Origin of the sequence: Streptomyces sp. NPDC053427 (assembly GCF_044544985.1) — a bacterium.
GTDB lineage: Bacteria > Actinomycetota > Actinomycetes > Streptomycetales > Streptomycetaceae > Streptomyces.
Genome location: NZ_JBITYA010000013.1, coordinates 93777 through 114608 on the forward strand (window position 1 = coordinate 93777; position 20832 = coordinate 114608).

At 71.9% G+C, this 20832-nt stretch carries 13 protein-coding genes; 5 read left to right on the top strand and 8 right to left on the bottom strand.

Annotation, left to right across the window (positions count from 1 at the left end):
• Positions 1 to 112: 112 nt before the first annotated feature.
• Positions 113 to 2569 (top strand): Tex family protein, encoded by a 2457-nt coding sequence (locus ACIGWZ_RS31910; RefSeq protein ID WP_400070200.1) that lies wholly within the window; start codon positions 113 to 115, stop codon positions 2567 to 2569.
• Positions 2570 to 2669: 100 nt separating this feature from the next.
• Here ACIGWZ_RS31910 and ACIGWZ_RS31915 read toward each other — a convergent pair whose 3' ends face one another.
• Positions 2670 to 3407, bottom strand: a complete 738-nt coding sequence (locus ACIGWZ_RS31915) for a hypothetical protein (RefSeq protein WP_400070201.1) — start codon at positions 3405 to 3407, stop codon at positions 2670 to 2672.
• Positions 3408 to 3535: 128 nt separating this feature from the next.
• Here ACIGWZ_RS31915 and ACIGWZ_RS31920 point away from each other — a divergent pair, with 128 nt between their 5' ends.
• A complete protein-coding gene (locus tag ACIGWZ_RS31920) occupies positions 3536 to 4939 on the top strand; it encodes a hypothetical protein (protein ID WP_400070202.1) in 1404 nt (467 codons plus the stop codon).
• Positions 4936 to 6816, top strand: a complete 1881-nt coding sequence (locus ACIGWZ_RS31925; protein WP_400070203.1) for an AAA family ATPase — start codon at positions 4936 to 4938, stop codon at positions 6814 to 6816. Before ACIGWZ_RS31920 ends, ACIGWZ_RS31925 begins: the two co-directional genes overlap by 4 nt.
• 52 nt (positions 6817 to 6868) lie before the next feature.
• On the opposite strand, the gene ACIGWZ_RS31930 is transcribed toward ACIGWZ_RS31925, so the two are convergent.
• Positions 6869 to 8359, bottom strand: a complete 1491-nt coding sequence (locus ACIGWZ_RS31930) for an SDR family NAD(P)-dependent oxidoreductase (protein ID WP_400070204.1) — start codon at positions 8357 to 8359, stop codon at positions 6869 to 6871.
• A gap of 169 nt (positions 8360 to 8528) precedes the next feature.
• Positions 8529 to 10517, bottom strand: coding sequence for an FUSC family protein (locus tag ACIGWZ_RS31935; RefSeq protein ID WP_400070457.1), 1989 nt, complete (start codon positions 10515 to 10517; stop codon positions 8529 to 8531).
• 335 nt (positions 10518 to 10852) lie between these two features.
• Here ACIGWZ_RS31935 and ACIGWZ_RS31940 point away from each other — a divergent pair, with 335 nt between their 5' ends.
• Entirely contained in the window at positions 10853 to 11839 is a 987-nt protein-coding gene (locus ACIGWZ_RS31940; RefSeq protein WP_400070205.1) for an FAD-dependent oxidoreductase, read from the top strand.
• A 45-nt stretch (positions 11840 to 11884) separates the two neighbouring features.
• Here ACIGWZ_RS31940 and ACIGWZ_RS31945 read toward each other — a convergent pair whose 3' ends face one another.
• From ACIGWZ_RS31945 to ACIGWZ_RS31955, 3 genes are all read right to left on the bottom strand, one after another.
• Positions 11885 to 13663: a BCCT family transporter gene (locus ACIGWZ_RS31945; RefSeq protein WP_400070206.1), complete on the bottom strand. Its 1779-nt coding sequence runs from the start codon at positions 13661 to 13663 to the stop codon at positions 11885 to 11887.
• Positions 13664 to 13692: 29 nt separating this feature from the next.
• The gene (locus ACIGWZ_RS31950) at positions 13693 to 14988 is read right to left on the bottom strand and encodes a M14 family metallocarboxypeptidase (protein WP_400070458.1); all 1296 of its coding nucleotides are present in this window, start codon (positions 14986 to 14988) and stop codon (positions 13693 to 13695) included.
• A 121-nt stretch (positions 14989 to 15109) separates the two neighbouring features.
• Positions 15110 to 17134 (bottom strand): Xaa-Pro dipeptidyl-peptidase, encoded by a 2025-nt coding sequence (locus tag ACIGWZ_RS31955; RefSeq protein WP_400070207.1) that lies wholly within the window; start codon positions 17132 to 17134, stop codon positions 15110 to 15112.
• Between the two features lie 119 nt (positions 17135 to 17253).
• Here ACIGWZ_RS31955 and ACIGWZ_RS31960 point away from each other — a divergent pair, with 119 nt between their 5' ends.
• Positions 17254 to 18753, top strand: a complete 1500-nt coding sequence (locus ACIGWZ_RS31960; protein WP_400070208.1) for a M1 family metallopeptidase — start codon at positions 17254 to 17256, stop codon at positions 18751 to 18753.
• 77 nt (positions 18754 to 18830) lie between these two features.
• On the opposite strand, the gene ACIGWZ_RS31965 is transcribed toward ACIGWZ_RS31960, so the two are convergent.
• Positions 18831 to 19607, bottom strand: a complete 777-nt coding sequence (locus tag ACIGWZ_RS31965) for an oxygenase MpaB family protein (RefSeq protein WP_400070209.1) — start codon at positions 19605 to 19607, stop codon at positions 18831 to 18833.
• A gap of 160 nt (positions 19608 to 19767) precedes the next feature.
• Positions 19768 to 20712 (bottom strand): oxygenase MpaB family protein, encoded by a 945-nt coding sequence (locus tag ACIGWZ_RS31970; RefSeq protein WP_400070210.1) that lies wholly within the window; start codon positions 20710 to 20712, stop codon positions 19768 to 19770.
• Positions 20713 to 20832: the final 120 nt, after the last annotated feature.

Below are 20832 nucleotides of genomic sequence, written 5' to 3' on the forward strand. Positions count from 1 at the left end.
TGCGTGCGCCTTCTCACACCCCGGCGCGCGCGGCTGGGCGGCGCGACAGTCCGGCCCCCCACCCGGCACAATGCAGGCTCAAGCAAGCGCTGGAAGGCGGGGCAGGATCAACGTGACGGCATCCACTGTGTCCACCGGGTCTCTCGGGTCCCTCGAAGCGAGGATCGCCGAGGAACTCGGCGTCAAGGAGCGGCAGGTCAAGGCCGCGGTCGAACTGCTCGACGGTGGCTCGACCGTCCCGTTCATCGCGCGCTACCGCAAGGAAGCCACCGAGATGCTCGACGACGCGCAGCTGCGCTCGCTCGAGGAACGGCTGCGCTATCTGCGGGAGCTGGAGGAGCGGCGGACCGCGATCCTGGAATCCGTACGGTCCCAGGGCAAATTGGACGCCGCCCTGGAGGCGCAGATCCGCGGCGCCGAGTCCAAGGCACGCCTGGAGGACATCTACCTCCCGTACAAGCCCAAGCGGCGCACCAAGGCGGCGATCGCGCGGGAGGCGGGTCTGGAGCCGCTGGCCGACGGGCTGCTGGGCGATCCGTCGGTGGCGCCGGCCGCGGCCGCCGCGGCGTTCGTGGACGAGGGCAAGGGGGTCGCCGATGCGGCCGCCGCCCTGGAAGGCGCGCGGGCGATCCTGACCGAGCGGTTCAGCGAGGACGCCGACCTGATCGGCGAGCTGCGCGAGCGGATGTGGTCGCGCGGGCAGGTCGCGGCGAAGGTGCGCGAGGGCAAGGAGGAGGCCGGCGCGAAGTTCGCCGACTACTTCGACTTCGCCGAGCCGTTCACCGAGCTGCCCTCGCACCGGGTGCTGGCGATGTTCCGCGGCGAGAAGGAGGAGGTCCTCGAGCTGGCGCTGGAGCCGGAGGCCCCGTCGTCCGCGACCGAGGGCCCCAGCGCGTACGAACGCTCCATCGCGCATCGCTTCGGCATCGCCGACCGGGGCCGCCCGGCCGACAAGTGGCTGCAGGACACCGTCCGCTGGGCCTGGCGCACCCGCGTCCAGGTGCACCTCGGGATCGATCTGCGGCTGCGGCTGCGACAGGCCGCCGAGGACGAGGCGGTGCGGGTCTTCGCCTCGAATCTGCGCGATCTGCTGCTGGCGGCGCCCGCCGGGACGCGTGCCACGATGGGCCTGGACCCCGGTTTCCGTACGGGTGTGAAGGTCGCCGTCGTCGATGCGACCGGCAAGGTGGCGGCCACCGACACCATCTACCCCCATGTGCCGCAGCAGAAGTGGGACGCCTCGCTGGCGACCCTGGCGAAGCTGGCGCGCGAGCACGACGTCGAGCTGATCGCGATCGGCAACGGCACCGCCTCCCGCGAGACCGACAAGCTGGCGGCCGATCTGATCGCCGCGCAGCCGGAGCTGAAGCTGACGAAGGTGATGGTGTCCGAGGCGGGCGCCTCGGTGTACTCCGCCTCCGCCTTCGCCTCCCAGGAACTGCCCGACATGGATGTGTCGCTGCGCGGCGCGGTGTCCATCGCCCGGCGGCTCCAGGACCCGCTGGCCGAACTCGTCAAGATCGACCCGAAGTCGATCGGGGTCGGCCAGTACCAGCACGATCTGTCCGAGCTGAAGCTGTCGCGCTCGCTGGACGCGGTGGTCGAGGACTGTGTGAACGGCGTCGGGGTGGACGTCAACACCGCCTCCGCGCCGCTGCTTTCGCGGGTGTCGGGCATCGGCTCCGGCCTCGCCGAGAACATCGTCGCGCACCGCGACCAGAACGGTCCCTTCCGCTCCCGCAAGGCCCTCAAGGATGTGGCGCGGCTCGGCCCGAAGGCGTACGAGCAGTGCGCGGGCTTCCTGCGCATCCGGGGCGGCGACGACCCGCTGGACGCGTCCAGCGTGCACCCCGAGGCGTATCCGGTGGTGCGCCGGATGGTCGCGTCGGCGGGCGGCGAGGTCGGCTCGCTGATCGGCAACGCGACGGTGCTGCGCACGCTCAGCGCCGCGGACTTCGTCGATGACTCCTTCGGTCTGCCGACCGTCAACGACATCCTCCAGGAGCTGGAGAAGCCGGGCCGCGACCCGCGTCCGGTCTTCAAGACGGCGACCTTCAAGGACGGCGTGGAGAAGATCGGCGATCTGCAGCCGGGAATGCTCCTGGAGGGCGTGGTGACCAATGTCGCCGCCTTCGGGGCGTTCGTGGATGTGGGCGTCCACCAGGACGGTCTGGTGCATGTGTCGGCGATGTCGAAGACCTTCGTCAAGGACCCGCGGGATGTGGTGAAGCCGGGCGACATCGTGCGGGTCAAGGTGCTCGATGTCGACATTCCGCGGAAGCGGATCTCGCTGACGCTGCGGCTGGACGACGAGCACGGCAAGGCCGCGGCGGCGGGCGGCGGCGAGCGCCGTGGTGGCGGCTCGCGCGAGGGCGGCGGCGAGCGCCGCGGCGGCGGACCGCGCGAGGGCGGCCGGGGCGGCGCGCCGCGGCAGCGGCAGGGCGGCGGCGCGGCACGCGGCGGGGACCGCCGGGGCGGTGGCCGAGACGCCGCGCCGGCCAATGACGCGATGGCCGATGCGCTGCGGCGGGCCGGGCTCCTGGGCAAGGAGGGCGGCGGGCGGCGGTAGCGGCCTGCGGTACGGGCGGGCGGGGCGCGATGCCTCCGCCCGCCGCTGGGGCGCTTCTGACGGATCTCCGTGGACGCCGCGGAGATCCGTCAGAAGCGCCCTAACTGTCCGGGGCGGTGGTCGGGTCGTGTTCCGCGGCCCATGTCCGCAGTGCGGCCTCGGCTTGGGCGCGTGGCAACGGGCCGCGTGCGAGGTGGAGTTCTTGCAGGTGGCGGATGGCCGCCGCGACCGTCCGGCCTGGAGGTGTGCCGAGCACGTCCATGACGTCCCTGCCGTCCATGGCCACCGGGACGTCCGGCAGACGCTCGTGCCGGGCGCGCTCGGCGGCCGCGCGCTCCTCTCGTTCGTGCGCGGCGGCCCGCCGGGCGTGCCACTCGTCGTAGTCCGCGGCCCAGTCGGCCTGTCGCGCCGCGAGGTGCCAGTCGTCCTCGTCCCGTCCGCTGCCGAGGCCCACCACCTCGAACAGGTCGCAGTGGTCCGGCGCTCCGGGGCCGGCCGGAGCCACTCCGAGGCGGGCGAGCGCGGCGTTGATCGGCCAGTCCCGCTGTGGGCCGGTGAAGGTGGAGGTGTGCGCCGGACCCCATTCCCGCACACCGGCTCGCCACAGCGAGGCGGTCTGGCATCCGTCCCCGGCCCAGAAGTCCGCTTCCACATGGGCGATCGGCCCGCCCTGCGAAAGCCGGCCCAGGGTCTGCGGCAGCTCGTCGCGGTGCGCCTTGGTGAGCGGCATCAGCCCCATGCGCTGGTGGAGCGGGGCGACCAGCGCCTCCGGATCTCCGGCGGCCCGGCTCCGGAGGCGGTCGAAGTCTCCTATGACGGCGTCGAGTTGGTACGACATCCGCTCACGGTAGCCGGGGGCCGCGCCGGACCGCAGCCCGTTTCCGCCGCGGCGGCGGAGGTCGCCAAGATCCGTTGTCAGTGCCTGCTGGTACGAATAGGAGCAGCTGAGAACGGGGGTGGTGGCGCATGACGTACGACACGGAAACGGTGGGGCACCGGCCGTTGGTCGATCTGACCGACCGGCGGGCGCTGGAGCGCTGGCGGCCGGCGGAGCCGTCGGTGGTGGAGGAGGCGCGGCGGCTGAAGGAGGCCGCGCTGTTGGACTTCGGGCTGACGGATTCCGTGATCGCGTCGTGGATCTATGCCAAGTGCCACCATCAGATCCCGACGACGGCCGTGGCGACCGCCGCCGTGGTGGCCTCGGGGGACGGCAGTTGCCCGCTGCTCTACAACCCGGACTTCTTCGTCCGACTGGGCCTGGACGGCGTGAAGTTCGTCCTCTTCCACGAGGCGCGCCATCTGGTGCACCGCCATCTGTTCGCCGATCCGGAGCTGCGCGACGACCCTGTCTTCGCGCTGGCCGCCGAGGTCGCCATCAACCATGTCGCGCTCGTACGGCTGGGCCGCAGGCAGCTCCCGGTGCTGGACGGGCGTCCGACGGGTGTGGACCCGCGCGAGGTCCACCGGCAGTACGTCGCCGATCTGACGGAACAGGGTCTCGAACCCCTCGCCTACGGCGACTTCGTCGAAACGGACATGGGCGTGTTCCGCGAGCTGAAGCGGATGAAGCAGCCGCCCGCCGGGACGTCGGCGTGTGTGCATGTGGAGGGCCCCATGATGGGGGCGGACCAGGAGACCACCGACGAGGCCGCCTCCTCGGCGCTGCTCAACACCTTGCTGGCCGCGCGCCGCGGACACCCGGTCGCGGAGCGGGAGTTGCTCGATCTGATGGACCGCACGGACGGGACGTCGGAGCATGCGAGCCGGGTATGGGGGCGGCTGGGTGCGGGGGCGCTGCGCGGCGAGACGGCGCGGACCGGGAAGGTCGACTGGTGGCAGCGCTGGCTCGTCGACGTCCTCGCCTCGAAGCTGCGGGAGGGTGAGCGGCTGATCTATCCGAAGAAGCGCGGCGCCCTGCTGGCCGCGCTGGGCCATGACCCGATGCTGTCGCGCCGCGGACCGGAGCGCGACAAGGTACTGGTGATCGCCTATGACACCTCGGGGTCGATGTCCGACCGGGTGGTGGACTGGCTGACGCAGCTGGTCGGCGAGATCGACGGGGTGGCGGCGCACTGGCTGTCGTTCGACGCCGTGGTGATGCCGTTCCGGCCCGGGGAGCGGGTGTACGGCGGCGGGGGCACCAGCTTTCAGGTGGTGGCCGATTACGTCGAGGGCCGCACGGCGGTCGACGACCGGCATTTCGACGAGATACCGGACGCGGTCGTGATGCTCACCGACGGCTATGCACCGCGCATCACCCCCGCCGAGCCGGACAAATGGATCTGGCTGATCACCCAGGACGGCGACGACTGGCCCGACCACCACACCCCGCAGATGGCTTGCCACCGGGTGACGACAGGAGACCGATGAGCGCGACCATGCAGACCAAGAGGCCGGGGACGGCTGCCGGGAACGGACCGAAGAGCTGGCGGGCGAGCGCCACTTACCCGGAGCCGCCCAAGGGCTGGACGGGTGTCTCCCGGCTGGAGTCGTTCATCGACGCGATGATCGACATGGGGCAGACCGGCCAGATCTTCGGCGAGCACGGCATCGGCAAGACCGCCACGTTCTTCTCCCATCTGCCGAAGGCGTATCCCGATGCCGAGCTGGTCTTCGTGCCGGCCGCCAATCTCACACCCGACGATCTGCTCGCCAACGCCCCCGTGCGTGATGCCGCGACGGGGGAGCTGGTGCTGCGGCAGCTGGTGATGAGCCAGCTGCGCCCCGGCAAGCCGTTCGTGCTGCTGATCGACGACTCCCTGCAGGCCGGCTCGACGATCCAGTCGCAGCTGATGCAGATCGCCTGCAACTGGACGCTGGGTGAGTACGACCTGCGGGCGCTGGGCTGCATCGGCGTCTTCCTGACGGACAACGAATCGCTGGCCGAGACGGCGGCCCGGCGCAGCGATCTGGCCGTCCTCGACCGGATGGTGACGATCCGGATGACCGCCAATGACACGGCCTGGCGGTACGAGCTGGCCTCGAAGTACCCCGAGTGGAATCTGCGCGAGGTGTTCACCACCTGGGCAGCCCTCGGCCCGGAGCTGCGCGAGCTGCTGTCGCCCCGCACCATCGATCACATCCTGGCCAATGCCCGCGAGGGGTTTCCGCTGCGCTGGGGGCTGCCGCTGGTCAACGGCGAGCGGCTGCGGCTGCGCGAGCGGCGCAGCGACGGCAAGCCGGGCACCGACCGTACGGCCGAGGTCCTGGACCGGATCGCCGCGGCGATCGGCGCGGCCAATCCCGTCACGATCCCCGATCCGGTCCGCTCGGTCGTCCGTGCGGCGCTGCGCAACCGCTGGTCGGTGCTGTTGCAGGGGCCGCCGGGGTGCGGGAAGACGGAGCTGGTGCGCGAGACGGTCCGGGACGGGCTGGGCGGGCGGGAGCCGTTGTATTTCTCCATGCCGGTGACCAATGTCGAGGACCTCTGCGCGCCGATTCCGACCGCCGACGGCTCGCTGGACAATCTCCTGGCGGGGTCGTTCCTGGGGCCGGAGCCGAAGGTCATCGTGTGGGACGAGTACAACCGCCCCAAGGACAAGGCCGCGTTCGCGAAGCTGATGGAGATCACCCAGGAGTGGTCGCTGGCGGGGCGGCGGATCGAGAATCTGCGGGCGCAGATCGCGGTGCAGAACCCGCCCTACCACCTGGGCCGCAAGCTCCTGGTCGCCCGGAACAACATCGCCCAGGCGACCCGCTTCACCGCCTCCCTGACGGTCGAGCCCGGCGACATCCCGGCCAATGAGTGGCTGATCGCCAAGTACGGCGAGGTCGCCGAGACGGTCCTGGAGTGGTGGAAGCACGACATCGACGAGGACGGCCGGGCCTGGATCACCAAGCGCACCATCGAGCGGCTGATCAAGCTCCACCAGCGGGGACTGCCGCTGGAGATGGCGATGGTGTATCTCGGCGAGGGCGAGTACGCCCCGGTGCCGCTGACCGCCCTGATCGACCGGCTCAGCGAACGTCCGGTCACCGGGCTGCGGGAGCTGGCCGACGACATCGACGCGTGGGAGGAGCGGCTGCGCAAGGCGGCGGCCGAGTCGAGCGAGGGGTCGAACGACAGCGACCTGGTCCATCAGGTCCTGGCCAACGCCGAGGTGTCGCAGCTCAGAAAGCACCAGGACACGGTGGCCCGGTTGTTGCCCCTGCTGCCGCCGAAGCTGCGCTCCACGTACCTGGTCGGCGCGTCGAACGAGGCGCAGCGGTTCTGGATCGAGACGTTCGCGCGGATACCCCGGCGGTGAGGCGGGTCGCGCGGGCGACCCTCGCCGCACGTCTCGGCGCCGCCGCTCTGCGCTACCAGTCGGCTTCCCGGTAGTCCTTGAGGAAGACGCCGGAGACGGGGCCGCCGGCCTCGCCGCGCACTATCGGGTCGTAGACACGGGCCGCGCCGTCCACGATGTCCAGGGGCGTGCGGAACCCGGCCTTGGCGCTCCGTTCCTTGATGGGCAGCGGGTTCTCATCGGTGATCCAACCGGTGTCGACGCTGCACATATGGATGCCGTGGGCGGCGAGTTCGGGTCCGCTGGTGCGGGTGAGCATGTTCAGGGCGGCCTTGGCCATATTGGTGTGCGGATGGCGGCCGGTCTTCTTGTGCACCGCGAACCGCCCCTCGACGGCGCTCACGTTCACCACATAGCGGCGGGGGTGCGGCGAGGCGAGCAGCAGTGGCAGCAGACGGTCGCAGAGGAGGGTGGGCGCCAGGGCATTGACCAGCTGGGTCTCCAGTAGCTCGGCGGGGTCGAGGTCCCCGATACGAACCCTCCAGGAGTTGACGGGCGCGGTGTCGGGCAGCAGCCCGGCCTCGTCGACGGCGAGCTCCGGCGTCCGGTCGGGGGTCGCGACGGGTGCGGGAACGGGGGCAGCGGCAGCGACAGCGGCAGGACGGGTTACGGGGACCGGGATAGGGACGGGCGCAGGTTGGCGCGGGGGCATCACCCCCAGGACGTCGGCATGTTGACGGTCCGTCAGAACGAGGTCGGTGCGGAAGCCGGGGGCACGGCGCACCCCCTCCGGCAGCTCCCCGCGCTCCCCCGCCACGAGCGGTGCGTACGACGCGGCCGGCCGGCGTATCGTCTGCGCCGCGTTGTTGACGAGGATGTCCAGCGGGCGGCCTTCCTCCAGCAGCTCCTGGCACATCCCGAGCACCTGGCGGGGGTCACGCAGGTCGATGCCGACGACGGTCAGCCGGTCGAGCCATTCCGCGCTGCCCGGCGCGGCCTCGAACCGACGCCGGGCATCCCGCGGAAAGCGGCTGGTGACCAGCAGCTCCGCGCCATCGCGCAGCATCATCAGCGCCAGCTGGAACCCGATCTTGACCCGGCCGCCGGTGAGCAGTACCCGGCGCCCGGCGAGATCCGTACGGAGTCCGCGGCGCGCCGCATTGTCGGCGGCGCAGGCGGGACAGAGCAGGTGGTAGAAGGCATCGGTTTGCCGGTAGAGCGCCTTGCAGACATAGCAACGGCGCGGCCGGTGCAACTCGCCGCCCCTGCCGTCCCGTTGCTCCAGGGCGGTGTCCTCGCGCCGATCGGGGGACCCGGTCGCGGTCGCCGCCAGCACGGCGGCATCGGCCGCGGCCTGCTCCCGCTTGCGCTCCTTGCGCCGGATCATCCGGGTATCGCGCACGAACGTCCCGGCGATCCGTTCCGCCCGCACCCGCGCGGGGTCGTCGAGAGGCAGCGCCCGCAACCGGGCGACCGTACGGTCGAGGGCGGCGAGTTCGTCCTCGGTGACCGCGCCGCCCTCCTCCGCCCCGGCCGCGCGACCCGTGTCCGCCTCCGTCCGCATGAACCTTCCCCCGTGACATACCGTCGGCTTTTGACCAACGATCACCCTATGCGACCCGGCCTCCGTACCGACACGGCGTTTCTGCCCGGCGGACAGCGGGCGGGCAGCGGCGGACAGCGGCGGCGGACGGCCCGCGATGCCGGGCGTCTCCGCCCCCGGGACGGCGCACCTAGCCCGTCCCCGCATACCCCCGCAGGCGTTCCAGTTCGGCGGCAACATCCGTGAGGGTGGCGCAGTCCGGGTCGGCCCGCAGCTCGGGGGCGGGCGCGCCGGTGTCGTGACGGCGCGGGTCCTCGAGGGCGTCGGCCATGACGGACAGCGCCTGGCACAGCCGCTCGGCCTCGTCGGGGCCGGGGCGGCGGGCGCCGTGGTCGAGGCGTACGGCGCAGGCAGTGGCGGCATCCACGATGCGTTCGGCGGCGGTGACCGCGGTCAGCCAGTCGGGGGTGCGGTCGCGGGCGGTGCGGAGTTCGGCGGCGGCGGTCTCGGCCGTCGCCCGGGCCTCGGCCAGCGCCCGGTAGGCGGCCCGGCGCAGCGCCAGCCGCGCGGTGGGGTCCGGCACGGGTTCCTGTTCCAGGACGTGCCGCAGGAAGGCTTCGGTGGCGCGCAGCGCAGCGGCGACGCGCTGGCCGACCCGTCGGCGGGGGTCCGCGAGGTGCGGCAGATGGCCGACGACGAGGACGATCCCGCAGGCGATGGAGGTGTCGACGATCCGCTCCGAGGCGGCCTGCGGGTCGCCGCCGACGTGCACGAACGACAGCACCATGAGGGTGATCGCCAACGTCTGCAGCGCGAAGTGGCGGGTGGCGAACGGCAGGAGCGCCCCGCCCGCACCGGCCACCAGGGCGGGCCACCACGCCCCCGCCCCGGTCAGCAGCAGCCCCGCCCCGGCGAAGACCAGAACGCCCGCGACGGTCCCGGCGAAGCGGTTGACGGTACGGGAGAACAGCGGGCCCAGGTCCGGCTTGACCAGGAAGGTGGCGGTCACCGGAAGCCAGTACCAGTGGTCGGCGCGCAGCAGCAGGGCCACCGCGGCGCTGGCGGCGATGCAGAGGGCGACCCGCAGGCCGTAGTCCCGCCCGGCGGGCCCGAAGAGGCCCCGGCCGGGACGCGTCCGCCGACCGACGATGCCGAGCGCCCGGCGGAGCGGGGACCGCCGCCGGGAACCGTCGGCCGTCGTTCGGTCCGGCTGTGCCGACGGCTCCGTGCGGGCGAACGCGACCGCCGCATCCAGCAGGGCACGGTCGAAGGCCCTCCGGGCCGGCGAACTGGACTCCGGCGCGGACAGCCGCCCCGGTGAGCTCCCGGTGCGCAGGGCGTCGGCGAACCGCCGGGGGCTCTGCACGACGCGGGGCGGCAGCGGGCGGGCTTCCCACAGCAGCGCGACGCTGGCCTCGCACAGCGCCGTCGCCGCGGCGGAGCGTTCGGCGAGCAGGAGTTCTTCGGTACGGGCCGGCCTGCACAGCAGTCGGCTGGTCAGGCGGCGCAGGCGCAGGGCCTCGTCGGCGCGGTCCAGGGCGGCGGTCAGGCGGCGCCGGGCGGGCTCGGCGCCGGAGCCGCCCACCGCGCCCAGCGCGTCGGCGAGCGCGTCGAAGACGGTCGCGACGGCCGCGCGCTCACCGCTGAGCGCGCCGCCCGCGGGGCGCGGCGAGCGCAGTACGAGCCGCAGCACAAGCAGCCACAGGCAGCCGGCCAGGACGTAGAGGGCCTTCTCCCAGGGCGCCCCGGGCAGCGGCATGCCCGCGCCGAGGATGGTGGTGGCCAGCATCTGCATACCGGCGGTGGACCGCACGGGTCCGGCGACACTGCCCGCGCCGGAGACATAACCGACGGCGAACAGCGCCGGGACGATCCACCATCCCGCGCCAACCGACTGGAACGCGGCACCCACCAGCATGCCGAGCGCCGAGGCGAGGGCGGGCAGGCCGATGTGGACGATGCCGGTGCGGCGGGTGCCGGGGCGGTCGTTGACCCCGGCCAGCATGGACCCGAGCCCGGCCAGCACGCCCGCCGCCGTACGCCCGGTGGCGATGCCCGCGCCGAGCAGCGGACCCGCGCACAGCGCGCCACGCGCGACGGCCGCCCACGGAACGGGCAGCCGCTGCCAGCGGAAAGGGTGGGCGAGCCAGGCAGGCAGGGCGCGCGGGGCGCGGGGCATGGGTTTCCTCATCGGCCGACGGTGCTGCCACCAGCCTAAGGTCCGGTTTTGTCCGGATGACGTCCGACGGGTTACACCAAGATCACGCGATGGTGGCGCCGATGGGGCGGGAAGGACCGGTGGGACGGGGACGACCGGTGGGACGGGGGAACCCGCCACGGCGACGCCGGGACGGGCCCCACCCCCGCGACCCTGCCGCCCCGCTCCGCTCCGACACCTCGGGCACCCAGGACTTGCTCCGCCCTCGCGCTGCGCCGCCTCGTCCGGGCACCGCCGCGTCGGCCGCCGCCGTCCGCCCCTTTTTCGACGGGGCCGGTCGCGGTTAGCGTCCCCGCATGACGATCCATGCAAGTGAGGTACTGGTGATCGGCGGCGGCGTGATCGGGCTGACCTCGGCCGTGACGCTGGCGGAGGCCGGGCACCGGGTGCGGGTGGTGAGCCGGGAGGCGGCGGGCGGTACGACCTCGGCGGTGGCCGGTGGGCTGTGCTGGCCGTACCGCATCCGGCCGTACGAGCGGGCGGTGCGATGGTCCCTGCGGTCCTTCGAGGTGCTCGAAGCTCTGGCGCGGCGCCCGGCCGAGACCGGCTCGCGGATGGTGACGGGCACGATGACCGACGCCGCCCCGGAGCGGGACGACGACCTGGCCGCCTGGTACGACGCCGTGCCCGGGTTGCGGCGGGCGCGCCCGGACGAGCTTCCCGCGGGGTGCCCGGCCGGATGGCGGGCCCGTACTCCGCTGGTCGACATGCCGGCCCATCTGAGCTATCTGGAGCGGCGGTTGACGCACGCGGGCGGGACGGTGGAACGGCGCTCTCTCGCCTCGCTGGAGGCCGCCGGGCAGGAGGCCGCCGTGGTCGTGAACTGCTCGGGGCTGGGCGCGCGGGAGCTGGTACCGGACCGCGAAGTCCATCCGGTTCAGGGGCAGTTGGTGATCATGGAGAACCCCGGCATCGAGGAGTGGTACGTCTCCGCGGACCCCGGGTCCGACGAGACGTCCTATGTCCTGCCGCAGCCGTACGGCGTCGTCCTCGGCGGTACGGCCCGCGAGCACGCCTGGGGGCGGGAGCCGGACCCGGCGGTGGCGGAGGCGATCGTGGCGCGGTGCGCCCGACGGTTCCCGGAGCTGGCGGGGGCCCGCGTGCTGACGCACAAGATGGGCCTGCGACCGGCCCGTTCGGCGGTGCGGCTGGCTGCGGAGCGGCTGCCCGGCGGAGCGCTGTGCGTGCACAACTACGGGCACGGCGGTGCGGGCGTGACCGTGGCGTGGGGGTGTGCGGACGAGGTGGCCGGGCTGGTCCGGGAGGCGGTCCGGCCGCGATGAGCGACCGCGGAGGGCCGGTGGCCCCGGCCCTCCGCGCACTTCCCGCTAGGCCCCGGCCCCGTCGGACCCGGCCCCGTCGGACCGGGCGCCCCCGGACCCATCGGCCCCGGAGTCCTCCTCGCCGTGACCACCGTTGCCGTTCCCCGGCCCGATCCGGAACTCGAAGTCGCCGTCGTACTGCTCATGGCCCGCGATCACGGCCATCTCCACGGCCTCCTCGCCCTTCTGCCCCCGCACGATCAGCGGATCGCTGCGCAGATCCCGCATCAGCGCCCAGCACATGGCGATCATCACGACCAGGAACGGCACGGCGACCAGGATCGTCAGATTCTGCAGTCCGATCAGGGCGTCGCCCGAGCCACTGCCGATGAGCAGCATGATCGCGGCGACCGCGCCGGTCACGACCCCCCAGAACACCACAACGAGGCGGGTCGGCTCGAAGGTTCCCTTCTGCGAGAGGGTGCCCATGACGATGGAGGCGGCATCGGCGCCCGAGACGAAGAAGATGCCGACGAGGATCATCACCAGGATGCTGGTGAGCGTCGCGACCGGGTACTGGTGCAGCACGTCGAAGAGCTGGCCCTCCGAGGTCGCCGAGCCGTTCAGCTGCTTGCCGTCCTGCAGCTTCATGGCGGAGCCGCCGAAGATCGCGAACCAGACCAGGCTGACGACGCTCGGTACGAGGATGACGCCGCCGATGAACTGACGGATCGTCCGGCCGCGGCTGATCCGGGCGATGAACATGCCCACGAAGGGCGTCCAGGAGATCCACCACGCCCAGTAGAAGACGGTCCAGCTGCGCAGCCAGCCGCCCACGTCGCTGCCGCTGCTGGCCTCCGTACGGCCCGCCAGCTGCGGGAGCTCGCCGATGAAGGAGCCGATCGAGGTCGGCACCAGGTTGAGGATGAGGACGGTCGGTCCGACGACGAAGACGAAGACCGCCAGGATCAGCGCCAGCACCATGTTGATGTTGGACAGCATCTGGACGCCCTTGGCGATGCCGGAGACCGCGGACAGGATGAAGGCGATGGTCAGCACGGTGATGATGCCCACCAGGAGCGTGGTGCTGACGCTGTCCATCCAGCCCAGCACCTTGATGCCGCTGCCGATCTGCAGGGCGCCGAGGCCGAGCGAGGCCGCGGAGCCGAAGAGGGTGGCGAAGATGGCCAGGATGTCGATGACCCGGCCGCCCCAGCCGTTTGCCCGCCGCTTGCCGATAAGAGGCGTGAACACCGCGCTGATCGTCTGCCGTCTCCCCCGCCGGAAGCAGCTGTACGCGATGGCCAGTCCCACGACGGCGTAGATCGCCCAGGGGTGCAGCGTCCAGTGGAACAGCGTGGTGGCCAGCGCCGTGTCCATCGCCTGGGCGGCGTCCTTGGGGTCGGTCCCGGGCGGCGGCTTCACGAAGTGTCCCAGCGGCTCGCTGACGCCGTAGAACATCAACCCGATGCCCATGCCCGCGCTGAACATCATCGCGACCCACGACACCGTACGGAACTCCGGCTCCTCGCCTTCCTTGCCGAGCGTGATCCGGCCGTACTTGCTGACGGCGAGCCAGATCGCGAAGATGACGAATCCGGAGGCGGCGAGCACAAAGGCCCAGCCACCGTTGTCGATGACCCAGTTGAGCATCGACGTCGAGACGCTCTTGAGCGATTCGGTGGACCCCGCTCCCCAGGCGATGAATGCCAGGGTGAGCAGGGCGGTGACACCGAAGACCACGCGGTCGGTCTGTGGGGGTGCTGTCCGGTGAGGGGCGTCGGGCGGCTCCGCCGCCGGGGGCGGGCCACCTTCCTGTCCCTTTTCCTTGACCGTGTCCGACACTGTTGACCTTCCAATTGGCGAGATTTTTCTTACCTGTTACCCCCTACCACACCGTCGCAGTACCGCACCGGCGTTGCGACCGTAAGGTGATAACCGGCCCGTCGGTCCAACAACAGCGGGACGAGCTTCCGCAGCGACTGTCGGAGGGGGACGACCGCGCCCCCGTCGGCGTCCCGCCGCCAACCGACCCCGTGCAGCGCCAATGTGGCCCCGACCTTCCTGACCTGGCCGGCATCCAGGCGGTAGGCACACGGCGGGTCGGCCAACACCTCGTCCTCCGACGCCGGATCGTTGTCCGCGCCTCCGAGGTAGACCGGGCCCCGGTCGGCGTAGCCGGCGATGCGGGCCGCGGTGGTCGCCGCCTCGATGCGTGTGCGGTGGCGGTCGAGAAAGCCGAACGCCCCCTTGAGCGCGGCCAGTTGGGAGATGACCCGACGACGGTTGTTGAGCGCGGGGTCGGCCTTCTCGGCGTCCGTGAGAGCGTCGACCCGGGTCTCGACGAGCTGTCCGACCGAGCCCTTCACCCCCGCGGTGTTGCGCAGGATCCGCTCCTGGCCGTCGCCCGCCACCTGCTTGACCGGGTCACCGGTCTCCGGATCGGTCCAGATGCCGTAGACGCCGGTGCTGAAGCCCTCTTTCCGGACGGCGGGTTCGACGAAGTCGCGGGAGAGGGCGGTGGCTTCGCGGTGCACCGCGTCCGCGGTGTTGAGGTTGCGCGGCCACAGGGACAGCAGGTCCTTCACGTAGTACGGCGCGGTCGGCCCGTACTCGTGCAGGTCGTAGACGGTGTCGGGGCGGTAGTCGCGGATCACCGCGGCCATTGCGCGGGCCTCGGGGGTCCGGAGGGCGAGGTGGTCGCGGTTGATGTCCGTGCCGTCGGAGTTGCCGCGGGTGTCGGCCGCCCGGCCGTCGGGGTTGGCGGTCGGTACGACCAGCACGCTGGTGTGCGCGAGGAATCGCAGGGTCGCCCGGTCCTTGGCGTAGGCGAGGTCCCGGATGGTGGTGAGGCACGCCTCGCGGCCGGAGGGTTCGTCGCCGTGCTGGGTGCAGATGAGCAGGACGGAGTTGCCGCGGCGGACGTCCTGGGGGCGCTCGGGGGCGGGGGCGCCGATCCGGACGAGCTGCACGGGACGGCCCTGCCGGGTGACGCCGATGCGGTCGATCCGTACCCGGGGGGTGGCACGGTCGACGGCCGCGAGGAAGGTCTGCTCCTCGGGCTGGCTGGTCCACCGGGCGCCATGGCTGGCCTCGAAGCCGGTCCGGGGTATCGGCGGTCCGGCCGCGCCGGCGGGGGCGGCGGGCAGGGTGGCGGCGAGCGAGGCCATCAGGCCGACGGCGAGCGTGCCGAGGGCGAGGCCGCGGGAGCGGGGTCTCACGAGGGGTGCCTCCTTGGGTCGAGGAGATGCGAAGAAGGGGCCGCCCGGGTGGGGCGGCCCCTTCGGCGGGTCAGTCCGCGAACGGCATACGGTCGATCGAGCGCGGCGGCGCGATCCCGTCCAGCGGAGCGTCCGTGACGGTCTCCCGCGCGGCGCCCGCCGTGGCGCGGGCGAACGCCGGGGCGCCGCCGGTCACCGGCAGTGCGGCGCTGGTGCGGCGCAGGTCGAGGGTCAGCTTCGGCCTGGACGACGGCGGGTCGATCAGGCCCGCGTCGGTGCCGGCGACGATCAGCGCGAGGCGGTGGCCCGCGGGCACGATGTGATCACTGGCGGCCAGATCCAGGGTGATCGTGTACGGCTTGCCCGGGGTGAGCGGGCGGCCCTTGCGGTCGTCGGCGTAGTTGCCGAGGTCGGCCCAGCCGCGGCTGAGGACGGTGTGCGCCACCTTCTGGGTGTCGGCGGCGGTCTCCTTGAAGCAGCCGGTGTCGCCCTTGTTGCCGACGCCCCAGCAGGTGCGCTTGGTCAGCGTGGTGATGCCCTCGCCCTCGGCCCCGTAATTGCGGATGGTGTCGGGTCCGAGGTCCACCAGGACGGCGGAGAGGTGGGCGGTCGACGTGCTCGGGGTGACGGTGACGGTCACCTTGCCGGAGCCGGACAGCCGCAGGGGTGCGGACAGCGGGCCGGTGGAGAACCCGGCCTTGGCGGGCGTCGATCGATCGATGTCCGCCGCCCAGTCGGCCTCGCTCAGCTTCGGGTCGTCGGTGAAGGCCGCCCGGGCGCCCCGCGGTGCGGGCTCGGTGCCCAGGACGCCGACGCCCGGCGCGGTGCCGTTACGGGGCCGCAGGGTGGTGGCCTTCGTGCCGGCCGCGGGCCACTGCACATCGGTGGACCACTTGCCCGGTGCCCGCTCGATGTCCGCCATCGGCGCCCGCTCGATGCCGTTGTCGTAGCCCATCAGATAGTGGTCGAACCATCGGTGCAGGGTCGTGACCCAGGCGCCGCGCCGGTAGTCGAAGGGGTCCACGTGCCCGGTCTGGGACAGCCAGACCTTGCGCTCGACGCCGTGCCGGGCGAGCGCGTCCCACCAGCGGCCGGCGTGCCGGGTACGGACGTTGAGGTCCTGCATCCCGTGCACCATGAACACGCTGGCGCGGACCTTGGCGGCGTTGCGGACGTAGTCCCGCTCGGTCCACAGGCCGGTCCAGTCCCCGGTCCGCGGCGCCCCCTCGACCAGCTTCCGCTGCATGGCGGCGCATCGTTTCTGCGCCTCGGGGCTCTCGACCGCCGTCGCCAGCGCGTCGGGGCCGGAGTCGTAGAGCGGGGCGCCCTTGGCGAAGTAGTAGTCGTACCAGGAGGAGATGCCGGCTATCGGGACGATGGTCTTGAGGTTCTTGACCCCGGTGGCCGCGACGCCGTTGGCGATGGTGGCGTCCCAGCTCTTGCCGATCATGCCGGTGCGGCCGTTGGACCAGTCGGCGGCGACGGGGGTGCCTCCCGTACGGGCGGAATAGGCGCGCCCCCTGCCGCCCAGCCAGTCGACCACGGCCTTCGCCGACTGGATGTCGGAGCGTCCGCCGATGTCGATGCAGCCGTCCGAGCGGTTGGTGCCCGCCAGGTCGACCAGGACGGCCGCATAGCCGCGCGGCACGAAGTAGTTGTCATAGAAGAGCGGGAACTGGACCGGTCGGCCCTTGCTGTCGTAGGTCTTCTTCTGGCTCTCGTTGCCGCGTCCGCAGCAGGAGTAGTAAGGGCTGGCGTCCATGATCACCGGTATCCGGTGGCCCTGCTGGGCGGGCTCGCGGGGCCGCACGATGTCGACGGCGACGCGGTCGGTTCTGCCGTCCGCGTCGCCGTCCAGCCGGGTGTCCACCCAGACCGACTCGCGTATCGCGTGGTCGTAGGAGTACACGGGTCTGCTCTCGCCGGACGCGGCGGAGGCGGGCGTCGCGCCCGCGCCGTTCGGTCCGATGAGCAGGGACAACAGGGCGACGGTGGCCGCCGTCACGAGCGCTTTCCAAAGGATGCGGGGTGTCCGCACACGTATCGTCACGGGCGGACCGTAGCGCGGGTCAACTCCCGGACAGAAGGGGGCCATCGGAGGTGCATGACGACGTTATGTCGATCATGTGTCGGATGTGGCCATGGACATGACGGTGACCCCGATGAGTACATAGGCTCCCAAGAGATCCATCTCCCCTACGAGTTGGAGGACTCGTGCGTCACAGACTTATCGTCCCGGGTGCGGCCGTACTCAGCCTGCTGCTGGCGATCCCGGCATCCGCGGCCGACTTCCACCCGGGGGCTCCGGGCGTGGGTGACACCTACTACCCCGCGAGCGGGAACGGCGGATACGACGTTTCCCACTACGACCTGCGGCTCAAGTACCAGCCGAAGACGGACCTGCTGGAAGGCACGGCGACGCTGCTCGCCACGACGACCCAGGACCTCTCCCGCTTCAACCTGGACTTCGCGCTGAAGGTCAGCGAGATCCGGGTCAACGGCAAGAAGGCCTCCTTTGCCACCTCCGGCAAGCATGAGCTGGAGGTCACCCCGGCCGCGCCGCTGGAGAAGGGCAAGCAGATCAGCGTCGTGGTCCGCTATGCGGGCAAGCCCTCCGAGGTGAAGATCGACGGCTACAGCGGCTGGGCCCGTACGCCCGACGGCGGTGTGGTGGCACAGGAGCCGGACGCCGCCGTGTGGTGGTACCCGAGCAATGACCACCCCACCGACAAGGCGACGTACGACATCTCCGTGGCGGTCCCGGACGGCACCCAGGCGCTCAGCAACGGCGTGCTGCTGTCGGAGACCTCCAAGCTCGGCTGGACCCGGTACAACTGGCGCTCGGACAAGCCGCAGTCGACGTATCTGACCACGCTCGCGGTGGGCAAGTTCGACATCACCAAGGACACCACCGCGAACGGCCTGCCGGTCATCAACGCCGTCAGCAAGGACCTCGGCAGCAACGCGGGCGCGGCGAAGGCCAGCATCGCGCGCACGGCGGAGATCGTGGAGTGGGAGGAGGGCATCTTCGGCCCGTACCCCTTCAACGCGCTGGGCGGGTATGTGCCGAACGTGCCGGCCGGGTACGCGCTGGAGACCCAGACCCGCCCGTTCTACGGCTCGAAGGCGTTCGACAACGGCGCCAACGTGTCCGTGGTCGTCCACGAGCTGGCACACCAGTGGTACGGCGACAGCGTGTCCCTCAAGGACTGGAAGGACATCTGGGTCCACGAGGGCTTCGCCCGCTACAGCCAGTGGCTGTGGTCGGAGAAGGAGGGTGAGGGCACCGCCCAGGAGCTCGCGGACTACGTCTACCGGCAGCACCCGGCCGACGACCCGTTCTGGAAGGTCAAGCCGGGCAACCCCGGCGCGGAGAACCAGTTCGACATCGCGGTCTACGACCGGGGCGCGCTGGCCCTCCAGGCGCTCCGCAACAAGCTCGGCGACAAGGTCTTCTTCAAGATCCTGAAGACCTGGCCGACCGAGAACAGGTACGGCAATGCTTCGGTGGCCGACTTCGTGAAGTTCGCGGAGAAGAAGTCCGGGAAGAAGCTCGGCGACTTCTTCGACGCCTGGCTGTTCCGGTCCGCGAAGCCGTCCGCGGGGGCGGCCAAGGGCGTCACGATCGACGCGCGGAAGGCGCCGGTGGCGCAGCCGAAGTCGTGGAAGTCGATCGCGGCCACGAATGACGTGCACGAGGCGCACCAGCACTGAGCGCGGACCGCGTGACGGCCGGGTGAAGGCCGGATGAGGGGAGCCGGGGGTGTCGCGCCCCCGGCTCCCTGCACGTGTCAGCCGCGGGCCGCCCTTCGGGCCCGGCGCGCGAGGGGCAGATAGCGCACCCGCTCCGGCAGCAGGGGGACCACGGCCCGCACCACCCGTCCGAAGCGGCGCAGCGCACGCTCCTGCTCCTCGGTCCACTCCAGGCCGATGGCGCGCCGCGCGTCCGGCGGCATCAGCCCGACGGTGGCGAAGCGCCGCAGCCTGGCGAAGCGCGGGTAGACCCACGGCCAGGTCAGCCGGAGCAGCGCCAGCAGCGGGCGCGGACCGCGGTCGGGCACCGGCATCGGGCGTTCCGGTGCGAGCAACTCCCGTACCGTTGCGGTCTCTTCGAGCTCGTTGTCGAGGACCTTGCGGTAGTAGGGCCAGAACTCCTCGATCGTCTGCGGCATATCGCGGTCGTGGATGCCCAGGATCCGGCCGACCTGGAGCCATTCCGCGTACAGCTGCCGCTCCTGCGCCTCGGTGAAGGGGCGGCCGAGATAGCGCTGTGCGTGCCGGAAGACGGGGTAGCCGGTGGCGTGCACCCAGGCGTAGTAGGCCGGGCTGAGCGCGTGGTACTGCCGGCCGTGCGCGTCGGTGCCCTGGACGGTCCTGTGCAGCCGCCGCAGCCGGCGCCCCTCCTCGGCCGCCTCCTCGCCCCCGTACACCCACATCTGGAGGGAGACCAGCGAGCGCTCACCGCGCCCCCAGGGGTCCGTGCGGAATACGGAGTGCTCGTCCACGCCCGCGCCCACCGCGGGGTGCGCGACCTGCATCGTCAGCGCGGCGGGCAGGGTCAGCAGCATGCGGATGTCCCCGACCAGCGACCAGAGGACTCCTCCTGGCGGCGGGGGTATCGGATCGGTCGGCGCTGCTCGCACTGCGTGCTCGGATCGGTCGGATCGTTGCGGTCGGTCGGAGCGCTTCGAGGTTTCCGATGGCTCGGATTTGCCCTGCTTTGCTCCGTTAATCATGATACGACTCCCCCAGGGGTCGTCGGGTGCGCGGATCGGTGCCCGGCCGATGGGTGTGCCAGTACGCCAGGAACATGGCCGGGGCGATCCGCAGCGGCGGCGGCACCGGCGCCATCAGGCAGCGCACCAGCCGGGCGAACCGCCGCAGCCGCCGCTGCTGCCGCGCGGTCCAGGTCAGGCCGAGGCGCCGGCGCAGTACGGGCGGCAGCAGGCCGACGGTGACCAGCAGCGCACAGTGCGCGGCGAGCGCGGCGAACGGCCGCCACAGCGGTCCGGGCACCCACCACACGGGCGGCTTCTGCGGACGGGCCAGCTCGTCCAGGACGTCCCGGACCGAGGGGTTCATCTCCAGCCGATCCTCGACCATGGCGTCGTAGTAGGCGCAGAACGAGGCCCAGTCGGGCGGCAGATGGTGCTCCCGCAGCCCCCATACGCGCCCCACGTCCCGCATCTCGCGGTAGTACTCCTCGACTTGGCGCTGCGACATGCCCTTCCCGAAGAGCCGGAGCGCGTCGACCGGGCCGCGGACGAGGGTGGCGTGCACCCAGTGGTACGCCTCGGGGTGCAGCGCGTGGTAGCGGCGCCCCTGCGCGTCGACGCCCTTCATCTCCCGGTGGACCTCCAGCAGCCGCCGGGCCTCCGCGGTGGCGGCGCTCTGCCCTCCGTAGATGACGGCGCCGAGGGAACCGACGGTACGGAACAGCCGCTGCCAGGGTTCGGCGCGGAAGTCCGAGTGGTCCTCGACACCGGCGCCGACGACGGGGTGGGCGACCTGGAGGAGCAGCAGCTGGGGTGACGTCAGGAACGCACGGGTGTCGCCGAAGTGGCGCCAGGCCATGCCGCCGCGCCGGGGCGCACGGACCCGTGATGCCGCTCCGCCGGGTGCCGGTTCGGGTGCCGGTTCGGGACGGCTGTCGGCTGCTGCCGCGGCGCTCATCCGGGCCTCCTCGGCAATCTGCCTCTACGCCTCGCGCAGCTGCGTCTCATGCATCGGCACCTCGCGCCTCCGCGCCCTTATCTGAATCCGTGTCAGCAGTGTTGACGCGACCGATGAAAC

What these genes read in the sequence shown, in the direction of transcription:
- ACIGWZ_RS31915 (WP_400070201.1), bottom strand. Translation starts at nt 3,407, where the DNA reads ATGTCGTACCAACTCGACGCCGTCATAGGAGACTTCGACCGCCTCCGG.
- ACIGWZ_RS31920 (WP_400070202.1), top strand. Translation starts at nt 3,536, where the DNA reads ATGACGTACGACACGGAAACGGTGGGGCACCGGCCGTTGGTCGATCTG.
- ACIGWZ_RS31925 (WP_400070203.1), top strand. Translation starts at nt 4,936, where the DNA reads ATGAGCGCGACCATGCAGACCAAGAGGCCGGGGACGGCTGCCGGGAAC.
- ACIGWZ_RS31930 (WP_400070204.1), bottom strand. Translation starts at nt 8,359, where the DNA reads ATGCGGACGGAGGCGGACACGGGTCGCGCGGCCGGGGCGGAGGAGGGC.
- ACIGWZ_RS31935 (WP_400070457.1), bottom strand. Translation starts at nt 10,517, where the DNA reads ATGCCCCGCGCCCCGCGCGCCCTGCCTGCCTGGCTCGCCCACCCTTTC.
- ACIGWZ_RS31940 (WP_400070205.1), top strand. Translation starts at nt 10,853, where the DNA reads ATGACGATCCATGCAAGTGAGGTACTGGTGATCGGCGGCGGCGTGATC.
- ACIGWZ_RS31950 (WP_400070458.1), bottom strand. Translation starts at nt 14,988, where the DNA reads ATGGCCTCGCTCGCCGCCACCCTGCCCGCCGCCCCCGCCGGCGCGGCC.
- ACIGWZ_RS31955 (WP_400070207.1), bottom strand. Translation starts at nt 17,134, where the DNA reads ATGGCCCCCTTCTGTCCGGGAGTTGACCCGCGCTACGGTCCGCCCGTG.
- ACIGWZ_RS31965 (WP_400070209.1), bottom strand. Translation starts at nt 19,607, where the DNA reads ATGCTGCTGACCCTGCCCGCCGCGCTGACGATGCAGGTCGCGCACCCC.
- ACIGWZ_RS31970 (WP_400070210.1), bottom strand. Translation starts at nt 20,712, where the DNA reads ATGAGCGCCGCGGCAGCAGCCGACAGCCGTCCCGAACCGGCACCCGAA.